At 36.9% G+C, this 12837-nt stretch carries 13 protein-coding genes and 1 pseudogene; 3 read left to right on the forward strand and 11 right to left on the reverse strand.

The features are described from left to right. Nucleotides 1–225: 225 nt before the first annotated feature. Both F0161_RS06465 and F0161_RS11430 read right to left on the reverse strand, forming a co-directional pair. Complete coding sequence (locus F0161_RS06465) at nucleotides 226–561, reverse strand: thioredoxin domain-containing protein (RefSeq protein WP_150204079.1); 336 nt, start codon at nucleotides 559–561, stop codon at nucleotides 226–228. Nucleotides 562–564: 3 nt separating this feature from the next. Further along, nucleotides 565–735: a hypothetical protein gene (locus F0161_RS11430; RefSeq protein WP_190318841.1), complete on the reverse strand. Its 171-nt coding sequence runs from the start codon at nucleotides 733–735 to the stop codon at nucleotides 565–567. A gap of 213 nt (nucleotides 736–948) precedes the next feature. On the opposite strand from F0161_RS11430, the gene F0161_RS06470 reads away from it, so the two are divergent. After that, nucleotides 949–2202, forward strand: a complete 1254-nt coding sequence (locus F0161_RS06470; RefSeq protein ID WP_150204080.1) for an ISL3 family transposase — start codon at nucleotides 949–951, stop codon at nucleotides 2200–2202. Nucleotides 2203–2345: 143 nt separating this feature from the next. Here the strand turns inward: F0161_RS06470 and tnpA are convergent. From tnpA to F0161_RS06515, 9 genes and pseudogenes are all read right to left on the reverse strand, one after another. Then, nucleotides 2346–2807, reverse strand: a pseudogene (gene tnpA, locus F0161_RS06475) (IS200/IS605 family transposase). A 265-nt stretch (nucleotides 2808–3072) separates the two neighbouring features. Next, nucleotides 3073–4659, reverse strand: a complete 1587-nt coding sequence (locus F0161_RS06480; RefSeq protein ID WP_150204659.1) for a BCCT family transporter — start codon at nucleotides 4657–4659, stop codon at nucleotides 3073–3075. 635 nt (nucleotides 4660–5294) lie between these two features. Beyond that, nucleotides 5295–5873, reverse strand: a complete 579-nt coding sequence (locus F0161_RS06485; RefSeq protein ID WP_137601094.1) for a sugar O-acetyltransferase — start codon at nucleotides 5871–5873, stop codon at nucleotides 5295–5297. A gap of 384 nt (nucleotides 5874–6257) precedes the next feature. Further along, nucleotides 6258–6692: a PTS sugar transporter subunit IIA gene (locus tag F0161_RS06490; protein ID WP_150204081.1), complete on the reverse strand. Its 435-nt coding sequence runs from the start codon at nucleotides 6690–6692 to the stop codon at nucleotides 6258–6260. A 39-nt stretch (nucleotides 6693–6731) separates the two neighbouring features. Continuing rightward, entirely contained in the window at nucleotides 6732–6977 is a 246-nt protein-coding gene (locus F0161_RS06495; protein WP_150204082.1) for a hypothetical protein, read from the reverse strand. A gap of 24 nt (nucleotides 6978–7001) precedes the next feature. Beyond that, nucleotides 7002–8279, reverse strand: a complete 1278-nt coding sequence (locus F0161_RS06500; RefSeq protein ID WP_150204083.1) for a class II D-tagatose-bisphosphate aldolase non-catalytic subunit — start codon at nucleotides 8277–8279, stop codon at nucleotides 7002–7004. Between the two features lie 30 nt (nucleotides 8280–8309). Further along, entirely contained in the window at nucleotides 8310–8612 is a 303-nt protein-coding gene (locus F0161_RS06505; protein ID WP_137601149.1) for a PTS fructose transporter subunit IIB, read from the reverse strand. A 19-nt stretch (nucleotides 8613–8631) separates the two neighbouring features. Beyond that, the gene (locus F0161_RS06510) at nucleotides 8632–9714 is read right to left on the reverse strand and encodes a PTS fructose transporter subunit EIIC (RefSeq protein ID WP_150204084.1); all 1083 of its coding nucleotides are present in this window, start codon (nucleotides 9712–9714) and stop codon (nucleotides 8632–8634) included. 11 nt (nucleotides 9715–9725) lie between these two features. After that, the gene (locus F0161_RS06515; RefSeq protein WP_137601099.1) at nucleotides 9726–10181 is read right to left on the reverse strand and encodes a PTS sugar transporter subunit IIA; all 456 of its coding nucleotides are present in this window, start codon (nucleotides 10179–10181) and stop codon (nucleotides 9726–9728) included. A 155-nt stretch (nucleotides 10182–10336) separates the two neighbouring features. Between F0161_RS06515 and F0161_RS06520 the strand changes: the two genes are divergently transcribed. Both F0161_RS06520 and F0161_RS06525 read left to right on the forward strand, forming a co-directional pair. Beyond that, nucleotides 10337–12409: a BglG family transcription antiterminator gene (locus tag F0161_RS06520; protein WP_150204085.1), complete on the forward strand. Its 2073-nt coding sequence runs from the start codon at nucleotides 10337–10339 to the stop codon at nucleotides 12407–12409. Between the two features lie 86 nt (nucleotides 12410–12495). Further along, complete coding sequence (locus F0161_RS06525) at nucleotides 12496–12813, forward strand: MazG nucleotide pyrophosphohydrolase domain-containing protein (RefSeq protein ID WP_137601101.1); 318 nt, start codon at nucleotides 12496–12498, stop codon at nucleotides 12811–12813. The last annotated feature ends 24 nt before the right edge of the window (nucleotides 12814–12837 follow it).

Genomic DNA, 12837 nt, shown 5'->3' on the forward strand with positions numbered 1-12837 from the left:
ATAACGAATACATTGAAGAACGCTCTGTTATTCACAAGTTAAAAATAAAATATTAAATACATTTAAAAGTAGATTGTGAAATAAGCATTTTAAAGCAAAGCGTCAACTTTCACTAATGTATAAAAAAATTCAAACCTACCTTGCAACTGCGAGGTAAATTTGAAGTTTTAGTATATATTCAATTTTTGGATCAATCTTATTTGTGGACTTTATATTTGAATCAAATTACCCCTTTTTTAATAGCTCATCAATCGGTGCTAATTGATCATCAATATATTGAGTACCGTTCACAATCACCGTTGGTACGCTGGTTAAGCCATTTATTTCAACTTCCTTCAAAGTTTGTTTATCAACTTTTTCGGCATTTGGGTTCAATGTCAAATTATGATTTTCTTGGAGATACGTTGCGACATCTGCATTATCAAGATTGTTAAGCTCATCTTGGGTTTCAAAAATACTCTTAATTGACTGCAAAGCGTAATCTGGCTGGCTGTAGTCAATAAACTTATTTGCGATATTACCATTTTGCAGCGGTTCTTTATCCTTATTCCAAAGTTTAATATGCTACGAAATATCTTGACCGTTCACAAGGTTAAGTAGTTCATGTTGATTAGCCAAAAACCAGGCCTTGCTATCAGGACATTTTAAGTTAAGATAGGTAATCACTTGATTGCTAGCTAAATTGCTGCCAAAATTCAATCCAAATTCATTTGATAAATTAATCGTTTCACTCATTATGTAACTCCCTTTCTTAAAAAAATTGAAAGAAAAAACCATCCCCGCAAATTAATGCAGGGACGGTTTATCCGTGGTACCACCCAAATTTATAGGGGTCTACACTATCTGATATTGGTGAAAACTAATATCAGATTTTTTTGCGTACAAAAGGACATGACATCCTATGGTAAGATTTAAGCGCCTAAACAAAAATCGAAAGAAGGTATTGTCATGCCCCAATCTAACTCTATACTAAGTCTCTGTGAATTAACAGATGAAAATATTAATGCAATTAATGTTGAAGATAAAAAAATAGTAAAAAATGGTATCGTCAAGCGCATCAAAATTATCAATGCTGTACTCACGTACAGCCGTACGACGTGTCCTAAATGCCGAACTGAAACTCTAATTAAAAATGGATATACTATGCACCATATTCGTTTGGCGACTATTTCCGGTCCTGAAACATACATGTATTTAAAGAAACAACGGTATCAATGTAAAACGTGCCATTTAACATGTGGTGTGCACACTCCAATTGTTAAACCAAATCATAGTTTAGCTACTAATATCAAAGCAAAAGTTGTAGAACAAGCCCGCCTTTCGCATTCTGTTATTTCTATCGCAAAAGTTTTAAATATTTCGCCCAGTTCGGCAGAACGGTTATTGTACAGCAACAATCAAGAGCCATACAGGGTTAAAAATTTAGGCACTCATATGAATTGGGATGAATTTAGATCTGTTAATAAAGGTTTTTCATTTATATGCATTGATGCCGAAGGGCATTCAATTATTAAAGTTCTAGATACAAGATTATCCAAAGATATTTGTGACTATTTTGAAAATAGATACGAATTATCAGAACGTCAAGCAGTAAAAACGATTGTTATGGACTTAAATGCGTCTTATCAATCTTTTGTACATCGACTTTTTCCAAATGCACAAATTGTTGTAGATAGATTTCACATTGTACAACTGGTAAATCGTGCTTTTGACAACGTTAGAACTTCTGTTTTAAAAGGCATTCAAGATAAGAAATCTAGACCATATAAAGCACTTAAAACTAACTGGCGTTTGTTTCATCTTGCTCAAGATAAAATTGATGATACCAACACAAAATATATTTGTGGAATCAATGAATACATGACTCAACAAAATTTAATTGATTTGGGCCTGAATGAAAGTTCAACTTTAAAAAAAGTATATGAAACTGCTCATGCTATTCAACAGGCAATCCATAATCGTGATGGAGAGTCATTAACAAGTATATTAAAAAATTACATTCCCATGGGGAATGCTATGGATACAGCTATATCAACATTAAAAAAGAATCGTTCAAGTGTTGTTGCTAGCTGTTCTTCAGCTTTCTCAAACGGAGCCATAGAAGGAATTAGCAAAAAAATAAAAACGTTGAAAAGAGCTTGCTATGGATTTACTAACATGAGTCATTTTAGGACTCGTATCCTTTTGATTGTAAAATCATAACCGCCCGTAAAACGGGTGGTTTGTTCATGGGCTATAAGCCCTATGTACTTGCCAGCGTCTCAAGGCGCTGGCTTTTTATTTCATCAAAGCCAATTGAATGCATTTGTCACTTTTACCACCACTTTAAGTGGCGACGTTATTACTTACCTGGAACCCTTAAAAGGGTCTTCATATTCTTTAACACTTAATTTATCTACTGCTTGATCATGTTTTTCTTGATCTCTAATATATTTTGTTATGGTTGCCTCATTCAAACCAACTGTACTAACATAATATCCTTATGACCAGAAATGCCTGTTTCCAAATTTATATTTTAAATTCGCATGTTGGTCAAACATCATTAACGCACTTTTGCCCTTCAAGTATCCCATAAAGTTTGAAACACTTAATTTGGGTGGAATACTGACCAACAGGTGTACATGATCTGGCATCATGTGTCCTTCAATTATTTCAACACCTTTGTACTGGCATAACAGCCTAATATCGTTTTGTATATCCTTCCGATATTGATTATAAATGATTTTTCTTCTATACTTTGGTGTGAATACGATATGGTACTTGCAATACCATTTTGTGTGCGCAAGACTATTAAGTTTATTCGCCATATTTAATGCTCCCTTTCGATTTTTTATGTTGGCTTCGACACCTTCATTCTAAATCTGATGGGGGCATTTTTGTATAACCCATTTGCTCTCCACCCGCATAGCAGGTGGTTTTTTGTTTCGCACACTTGACGTGCTCAACCAGGTCTAAAGACGCAATAAAAGAACATCCCGAAGGATGTTCCAATATCTGGGTCACCAATACCAGTTGACGAAGACCCGAAAAAATCCTATGGCAAAAATCGCCATAGGATTAATTAACTTTTATTTAATTATGAATTGCATCGTGAATACCACGTGCTCTACGTTTGTAATGTGCTCTAACTTTTTCACTTAACTTAATCAATGGATCGTCAGCATAATTGCGTTGAACGGAGACATCTCTGGATAGATAATGCCACGTCGAAACAATTAATAACAATGATACAAAGATTAATGGAAAACCGGCCATTGAACAAATGGCCTGAATCGTTTTGAAACCACCAACAAAGACAATCCCAAATGAGAACAACATGAAAATAACCATCCATACCATCCGGTTAACCAAACTTGGTTGTTGAGATGGTCTGAGCTTTGTACTGGTAAATGATGACACAATGTAAGCAGATGATGAAATCGTCGTTGCCAAGAAAATGAAACACGAAATGGCATAAATTACTAACATCACATACTTAAGTGGTAATGTCGAAATCACTTGCGCAATTGCAGCGGCTTGACCATACGTATTCAAGGTATGAATCAAGTTCACTGCCCCGCTTTGTTGGAGATAAAGTGAATAACCACCTAAGATGGCATAAAAACTCATACAACCTAACGCACCATATGCCAGCATCCCCAAAATCACCTGACGAATTGTCCGTCCACGTGAAATTCGGGCGATAAACAAGCCCATGAATGGCATGAAGGTCAACCACCAGCCCCAATAGAATACTGTTTCTGATTTAACTGGGTCAGTCGCATGTCCCAATCCTGAAGCAGTCCCGGTACTCATGGTAATAAATTTAGTAACCAAAAGCACTAAACTGTGACCTTCAGACTTAAGAATATACATTGTAGGTCCAACAAGTAAGACAATTAATAGAAAACCAATTGCGGTCCAGATGTGGGCTGAACTCAATCGGTCAATCCCACCTTTGATACCTTTGAACATTGTTAATATGAATAACGTGAACAAAACTAAGAATAATGCTAACTTCAAGAAAATCGTATCTGGTACTGAGGTTAACGTTGCAATAATTTTTGAAAGCACTGGAATTTCCATCCCTACAGATGAACCAATACCACCCATAATTCCAATAACGACAAGAAAATCTACAACCTTACGTAGTACTTTCTTATAAGTCTGGTCCCCTTGTAACATCGGAATAACGTCACTCACACACATGACTTTAACATTTTTAACGTACATCACATAGGCGATAATCACGGCAGATGAAGCAAACATCATCCACGCCATTGGGCCCCAGTCGAACTGGCCCAACATGTGAGCATTTTGATAATTGGCAGGTGACATCGCTTTAGCACCAAACAAAGGTTGTTGCACGTAGCGAAGTGGATCAACCATGCTAAGCATTAAAATACTAGCATCAATGGCAGTGGCAAACACCATGCTACCCCATTTAAAGTTACTATACATTGGCTTTTCATTTGCATTTCCAAGTCTAATCTTCCCTAAATGACTTAATGCAATGTATAAAAAGAACACGAAATTGATGATATAAATACTTAGATATGCCCAACTTAGATGTGCGGTAATCACGTCCATCACCGAACTTAATGACGTTTTAAGACCTGATCCACCAAGCAACAATCCGATTGACACCAAGAAAAACAATGCCACAGTTGGTACGAACATCTTCTTATCAATATTCTGACTCTTTAAAATAAAAAATTCCTCTTTCCCATAACTAGAGTGCACCAAACCACGCGCAGCTTTAACCAACTAGCAAACACATTTTGCTTTAGTTGAAAAAAGTTTTGGATTGGGGCACGGTTCAAAAATAAGAGTGCGAACAGTCGTGGTCAGCTTTTGAGCACTAACAATAAAATATGTTTTGGACTCGTACTTGGAGTCTAAAAATATTTTGAGTTAGGTGAAAAGGCTGGGACTGGAAGCACGTTTACGTGAGAGTGCGACAAAAGTTGAATTGATTGTGAGCATTAGTCTAGCTTAGTTAAAAGCCGTTTTTAGGTTTGAAACTAATCGTAACTAAGTGAAGCAATCAAACTTTTGGACACGTTTCGATATTTTACATTTCATAGGTTCATTAACTTAGATAGATTAAACGTGCTCAGTCGCTATCGATGCTTTTCACACTCTCATATTTACATACACACAAAAAAGCACACCGATACAGTTTCTCCACTAGGGATATCTGCACAGCGTGCTTTTTAGCTTTGCTATCTTATACAAATACGATTGCGAGTGTGTTAACAACTAACTGTTAATCGCACATTTAATATTTAAGTTAATCAATCTACTTTTAATTACTAACCGGGACTCACATCCCCGTTATCATCCAAATGACGAATGATCCGTGCTGGATTACCAGCAATCACGACATCATCCCCAAATGATTTAGTCACTACTGAACCAGCACCAACTACTACTCGGCTACCAATTGTTACACCAGGTAAAATGGTCACATGACCACCCATCCAAACACTATCACCGACCGTGATTGGTTTTCCTAGTTCAACATCTGCATCGCGTAATTTGGCAGACAATGGATGTACTGGTGTGTAGAATCCAACATCTGGACCAATATAACAATGATCACCAATTGTGATTGGACATGTGTCTAACATTGTTAAATGGTAATTAGCATAAAAGTGATTTCCTACATGAATATTAAATCCATAATCAAATTCAATTCCCGTTTCGGCCCAAAAATCTTCACCGGAATCGGCAAGTAATTCTTTAATTAATTTGTTTTGTTGTTCGTTATCATCAAGCTGGTTAATTGTCCGCAGTTTTTTCCGAATTAGTTTTCGTTGTGCAACTAACTCCGGATCCAACTGCTCGTACGGTTCACCATCTGACATTTTTTCTCTTTCTGTTTTCATCATGGTATAAGGGTAACACTTATTAGTCTGTTTGTTAAAGTTAGTTTACGAAAACGGCCAAAATGACGAGAAATTAGGCCTAATTTAGACTGTTATAGTAAGGGTTGATAAGAATTTATATTATTTTTTTCAAATTAAACCATAAATTATTTAAGGATATTCATTCAAGTTTGGTTATTTAATCATTATTCATTTACCATTTTTAAAATCACCAAATTGTTTTGCGCTTTCAATCACAATATCTTTGCTTTCAGAAAAAATTGTGGAAAATAATATTCATTTTGAAACAGCTTTTCTTTGATTTTTATTGGATATTTAAGAAATCAAAAAAGTTTCAATAATGATATTAACTATTGAAACATTTTTTGCGTGATTAATTTATTTTGTTCACTTCAAAGCATTCAAAACATCTTCCACAGAATTTGCTGCCTTCAGTAGTCTCAAGCTTTCATCATTTCCTAATAAGTGCATGATTTCTGAGACTTGAGTTAATTTGCCACCCAAAGGATCAACAAATAAGAAAACAACTGCGACTGGATTTTCGTCGATACTTCCCCAATCAATTGGGTTGGACAACGTGGCAACTGCCACACATGGACTGTTGACTTCTTCACTTTGACCATGTGGAATGGCAATCCCATTTCCGATTCCAGTAATTCCTTCATTTTCTCGAGCACAAATTGCCTCCAAAGTGCTCACATTATCAATTAGCTTTCCCGACGCAACTAACGAATCTACCAACGCCGTAATAATCTCTAATTTATTCTTTGCCCGTAGATTAACCAAAATATTATCTTCACTAATGATTTGTTCTGTAGTCACTCCTCATTCACTACCTTCCAAAACAAAATATTGTTTGATTTAATGAAACCAATTGATTCTAAACAGGTTCATAAATCTGGCCTTTGGATAAACACACCGGACAATGACATACAGGGACACTGCAAACATGCCATACCAGCTAAACATAAACCCAGCAGTTTTCTGCGCTTCTGTTAAGCCAAAGTAGCCAATAATTAGATAGAGAATAAACAAAACACAAAATACGATAATTGATCCTCTAACAACCTTATGTTGCTTACCCTTATTACTATTATTTGTTTGCATGATTAGTGCCCTCCATTTTTCTATTTAATGATTATTTTTCAATTGAATTGCGGTGGTAAGTCCCGTTAAATTTAAAGTCGTAATGTACTGACGAATTGGATCTTTAATTCGTTCCACAACGTAGCGATTGGCATCAATATGATGATTATTTAAATTCCGATACATTTTTTGAATTTCCGCTTTCACTTCTGGCTCGTTGTAAACATAATGGCCCGCAACATCTAAAATGATGTCATATAAGTCAGGCCGCTTCAAAGCCTGTTCAGTGGTGACGTTCGTATCCGCTCCTTGCAGCCACTTGCTCCAACGACCATTCATCACTGCTTTATAAAGCAATACTCGATATAGTTCTGATGATTCTTCAATTAACCCATTACTCAACAGTCGTTGCTCAACTTCATACAGATGTAGTAAGGCTCGGGTTTCCACCGTTCCATACTGTGGTGCGACATTGGCAGCCGTAATATGCGCTAGTGGTTGCATTAAAAGCGTTACATCGTCTAAATAATCAGCGTTGTGTTCTTTCAACCCGACTCCGTATTTTTTGGCCATTGTTGATAGTTCAACCGAGTTTTCATAGTTCCATTTACCGATTTGTTCACCGACCCTAATCAAGGTCCCGGTCTGCCCTACAATAAACGTTGGCATTGGTAATTGGCGTTCATCCAATTTGGCCTTTAATCGCTGGATGAAGTTTTCATACTTATCAGTCGTGGTGAGTCCACCGTTAGTTTCTTCAGTCCCGACTTCATAACCAATTTCCGGTAAATTTCGTTTCTTTCGTTCAGTTTCACAAAACTCAATTAGTTCCACAGTCCAATCAATCACATTGTCTAAGTTGACCACTTTACCAATTTGGAAAGGATCCTTCGTTGGATCAATCATCAGCAAATCAAACCCAGCTTCAATATCTGCCAAATATGACTGTTTCGCAATTTTCATTGCTGCTTCAAGTGATAAATGATCATTTCGTTCTTTATCTCGTTGCCAGGGTCCGCCATGGTCTCGACAAAGATAATAAATACCATCAAATTCAACTTCATTAGCAATTTTTTTAATATCTGACGCAAACCTCGCTTGATTCCATCCGTTCACATAACCACCACCAAGTTCATCATTATCGACTTGGTTTCGACTGGCAATAAACATTAGTGGAAAATCATCATCACGTGCTAATTCAAAACTAGCCCTTAACAAGTTAGGTGACATTGGCCCGATTCCGACAAGTGTCGAATAACGCCCCTCATCTTGCAAACTCAGCATACTGGTAATTGCGTCTTTAATTGGAACTTTTACATTCATTCTAAATTCCTCCAAAGTAATGATATTTTGTTACATTTTTGCCAATTTGTTCATCAATGCCCCTGATTTTTCAATGATTACTGTCGAACTGAGTTCAATCACTTTTTTGCCTTTAAAACGTTGAATACCACGGATTGATGTGTCATTTGTCAAAACAACATAATCGGCATCTGCAATTTGTTCAACCGTTAACGTATTATCTGCTCCACCGGCACCTTGTGTTTCAATATGAACTTCATAGCCTTTTTCTTCACCTGCATTTTGTAATGCTTCGGCAGCCATATACGTATGTGCCACCCCACTTGGACAAGAAGTAACTCCTACAATTTTCATCATGTTCATCTCCTATTAATTAAAAGTTTTGAATGTCAAAATCAATATCTTCGTCATCTGTTTTATCTTCGACTTCTTCAGCGACATAATTCTTTTTTGTGACTCCGACAATTACAGCCACTACTAACGATCCAATCAATACCGCAGCGACATATCCTAATCGGTTTTCTACAACTGGCAAAACAATCAATCCTCCCCACGGTGCGTGATTCAAACAACCAAACATAAATCCGGACAAACATGCAACTGCGGCACCAATGGTATTAGCTGGAATCACCCGAACTGGATCTGCAGTGGCAAATGGAATTGCCCCTTCAGTGATTCCCATCGTTCCCATGACTAAAGCCGCAATGCCTGAATTCTTTTCATCTGGACTGAATTTTTTTCTGAAGATTAGAGTTGCAATTCCCAGTCCGATTGGTGGAGTAGCACCGGCAGCGCCGACACCACCCATTAAGAATGGCAAGGTATCAACTTGAGTTTGAGCAAATGTATAGGCAACCTTATTAATTGGGCCACCCATGTCAATCCCAACCATGGCTCCTAACAATGCTCCCAATGGTGCTTTGGCAGCACCGTGTAAGCCATTTAAGAAACTAGTTAATGTTTTCATGATTTCAGCAATTGGTCCTCCTAATACGAAGACCATCAATCCACCGGCAATCAATGTCCCACCTAATGGATAAATAAAGATGGTACTCAAAGTTCTGAAATTAGCAGGAAGTTTGATTTTCTTTAATAAATTAACTGAGTATCCAGCTAAGATACCACCCAGAATTCCGCCTAAAAATCCGGCATGAATCTGTACCGCCAGATAAGCTGTAATGAATCCTGGTGCAAGCCCAGGTCGGTCCGCCATACTAAATGCTAAGTAACCACCTAACGCTGGTATAAAAAGTGCTAACCCTGCAGCTCCAATTGAATTTAATTTTCCTAACCAACCAGTGGTAGGTTGTGATGGTTGCCCACTTAACATCACAGATAGTGCAAAAATTATACCCCCAGCTACCACAAACGGAATCATGTATCCTGTCGCCGTCATCAAGTGTTTTTGCGCCGGTGCCCACCAACTATTACCTTTTTTCTTTGCATTTGCAGCCATTTAATTCACCCCTATAGTTTTTTTTGATTATCAATTAACAACTTATAGACTTTTTGTTCTGGTAAAGTCCGCAACTTTTGTCGAAAATCATCATGCATTAGCAACCGTGCCAAGTTTGCTAGAATCTTAAGATGCAACTTTTCTTCTCCTCCTGTTGGTACGGCAATTAAAAAGATAAAATCGACTTGCTTATCATCAATCCAGGTTACTGGTTTTGTCAGTTTTCCAATCCCAATGGTTGCCTTTTGCACCGCATCACTTTGTGCATGTGGCAAACCAAAGCCATAACCAATGTATGTTGACAATTCAGACTCTCGATCAAACACGTCTTGTTGAAACTTTTCCTGATTAGTCAGTTTTCCTGTCTCAAACAGTTTACTAACGACCTGATTAATTGCCTCGCTCTTCGACTCTGCTTCGATATCAAAAGCGGTCACAATATCAACAAGTCTTGCGGAATCCTCCATGATGTTCACCCCTATTCATTTATACTGCGTATGATATCGCTTACAAAATATTGCAACAAGACAAATTATTGCACTAGAAAAATGCAAAAATTGTGTTCTTCAATAATCGTTGTTATAATTATGTAAACGTTTTCAATTTTATTAGGAGGTTCATCTTGATTAATATTAGCCAAAAGAAACGGATTAACCTACTAGCGACCTATCTTGTTTCTCACGAATATGCCAACCTACATGACATCGCCAATGAGTTTTCCATTTCAAAACGAAGTGTTTTTTATTGGATTAAAGATCTAAATAATCAGTTAGATGAACTAGAAATCGACCCGGTTCAACGATTAACACAAAGTAAATACTACTTAACTCCTTTATCAAAAGAAGATTTAAATCAATACGATGATTTGGATAATGACAATTTTTCTATTGAATATTCAGACAAAACTACACGGCGTGATATTATTATTTGGAAATTAATTCAAGGTGAACACGAAATTACACTTAGTAAAATGGCCGAATTTTTCAATGTTTCCAAAAATACCATCATCAATGATTTCCAGAACGTCAAATCCTATTTGGGCATGTATTCTCTTTCGGTGGATAACGTCAAATACGGGAAAAAAATAAATGGTGCTGAAATCAATAAGCGCGCTTGGGTGTATGAAATTATCACCACTAAACAAAATCAAATCATTTTAAATGAGTTGAATGGTGCAGATTACCGCTACCTAGTTGAGCAACTGACGAACTTACAAACCATCTCCAAAGTCATTTTCAGTGACAATTCGTTTGAAGCCCTAGCAAAATTCCTTTCATGGAATTTGAACCGGATTCGACTAAATACTGATTGTGAGGTTGAGCAAGTCCCAAATGATTTCCACTCTTTAGATTCAGTTCTTAGTGATTGGCTAATCAAGCTGATTCAACAATACAAAAATACCGTTTCGGACAATGAAATTAATTACTTTAAGAATATTATTTATAGTGCACAAACGACTAATATTCCTGAATGGCAAGCAACCAGTAGCTTACCAGTTGAACGATTAGTACCCGAAATTATCAGCCGTTTTAGTCGAATTTCAGGTACCAGTATTAGCTCTGAACAATTACAAATTGGATTAACCGCGCACTTACTCTCTACTTACCAAAGGTTAATCCTTGGTATCCCTTATAAATCTCCCAACTTGGAAGAAATTAAAAATGATTATGCGGACCTCATGAATCTTACCAGTTTTGCAATTCAACCATTTGAAGCGTATGCCCACCAGCAATTACCAGAAGACGAGTTAGCCTTGATCACCACCTATTTTGGTGGCCAAACTAGTTATTTAAAAAATACCAAATCGTTTACGACCAACATTGATGTGATTTTAATTTGTTCCAGTGGTGTCGGACCGTCTAACTTTTTAAAACAGACCCTGAAACGCAAATACACACAAATTAAGTTTTCCAAAGTGCTCAGTATTAAAGAATTTCAACAATTACGTGGCATCGTCAACACGAAGTTGATTATTTCAACCGTGGAACTTGAAGATGAACCACTGGTAAAAACTGTTATCGTGCACTCCATTCCAACGGAGAAAGATTTTGCCTTAATTGACAACGCATTACACCAAGTTGGGTTAACCGCCATGCATGACGCAAACGCCTTAGCGGTTGATGTGATGGATATCATTGGCAATGAAATGAAGATTGAGAACCCCAAGACTTTAAATCAAAAGTTAGTCGATTATTTTAACCGCCAAGTTAACCCAGGTGCAATTTCTCAATCTAAAAATTATCATTTTATTCCCTCAATTAAAGAACTGCTGTTGCCATTAAATGTTGCCATTACTAATCAGTCATTAAATTGGGAAGCTGCCATTCAAACTGCCTTTGTCCCTTTACTCGACAATCATTCTATTAATGAAAGTTATATCACGGAAATTATTTCAAAATTGCAGACTGATGAACACGTTTTGATTGCTAAAGAAGGAATTTTACTAGCTCATTCAGAGCCATCATCCAAGGTTTATAAATTAGGTATGTCCTTATTGAAGTTAAGTAAACCAACGGATTTAAAAGGACATCAAATTAATGTCATCATTTGTTTAGCACCGAAGGAAGAAAAACAACATTTACGCGCATTAAGTGGCCTGCTGGAAATCTTACAAAACGAGCAAAAATATCAATGCCTTATGAAGGCCGACAGTGAATCAGAAATTGCTTCTTTAATTGAAAGTTTAAAAAATTGACCATCGACAATATATTTTTGGTAACTTGACCAACCCAATTTGCTTGGCTATAGTTTTGTTATACGACACGACAAAGGAGCACAATTATGAACATTTCTGAACACCAAGCGTGGCTAACTGATTTTTATAAAGAACGTGATTGGTACAAACTCTCGCCATTTATTCGACTCAACTTTTTAACCGAAGAAGTTGGTGAAGTATCGCAAGCAATTCGCGATATGGAAATTGGTCGAGATCATCCGGGTGAAGCCAAACATACCCTCGAATATCGCCAAAATCATTTACACGAAGAACTCGGCGATGCACTTGATCAAGTCCTAATATTAGCCAGTAAATATGACATTGATGCGCAAGATTTATTAGATGCTAGCGAACGAAAATTAAAAAAGCGATTCAATCTCTAGGCATGTTGAGTAAATAATGAGACC

Origin of the sequence: Paucilactobacillus nenjiangensis, from assembly GCF_008632615.1 — a bacterium.
In the GTDB taxonomy this organism is placed as follows: domain Bacteria; phylum Bacillota; class Bacilli; order Lactobacillales; family Lactobacillaceae; genus Paucilactobacillus; species Paucilactobacillus nenjiangensis.

Excerpts from the sequence above, each read along its gene's own strand:
- F0161_RS11430 (WP_190318841.1), bottom strand. The coding sequence starts at position 735 with ATGAGTGAAACGATTAATTTATCAAATGAATTTGGATTGAATTTTGGC.
- F0161_RS06515 (WP_137601099.1), bottom strand. The coding sequence starts at position 10,181 with ATGGAGGATTCCGCAAGACTTGTTGATATTGTGACCGCTTTTGATATC.
- F0161_RS06480 (WP_150204659.1), bottom strand. The coding sequence starts at position 4,659 with ATGTTCGTACCAACTGTGGCATTGTTTTTCTTGGTGTCAATCGGATTG.
- F0161_RS06510 (WP_150204084.1), bottom strand. The coding sequence starts at position 9,714 with ATGGCTGCAAATGCAAAGAAAAAAGGTAATAGTTGGTGGGCACCGGCG.
- F0161_RS06500 (WP_150204083.1), bottom strand. The coding sequence starts at position 8,279 with ATGAATGTAAAAGTTCCAATTAAAGACGCAATTACCAGTATGCTGAGT.
- F0161_RS06470 (WP_150204080.1), top strand. The coding sequence starts at position 949 with ATGCCCCAATCTAACTCTATACTAAGTCTCTGTGAATTAACAGATGAA.
- F0161_RS06505 (WP_137601149.1), bottom strand. The coding sequence starts at position 8,612 with ATGAAAATTGTAGGAGTTACTTCTTGTCCAAGTGGGGTGGCACATACG.
- F0161_RS06485 (WP_137601094.1), bottom strand. The coding sequence starts at position 5,873 with ATGATGAAAACAGAAAGAGAAAAAATGTCAGATGGTGAACCGTACGAG.
- F0161_RS06495 (WP_150204082.1), bottom strand. The coding sequence starts at position 6,977 with ATGCAAACAAATAATAGTAATAAGGGTAAGCAACATAAGGTTGTTAGA.
- F0161_RS06525 (WP_137601101.1), top strand. The coding sequence starts at position 12,496 with ATGAACATTTCTGAACACCAAGCGTGGCTAACTGATTTTTATAAAGAA.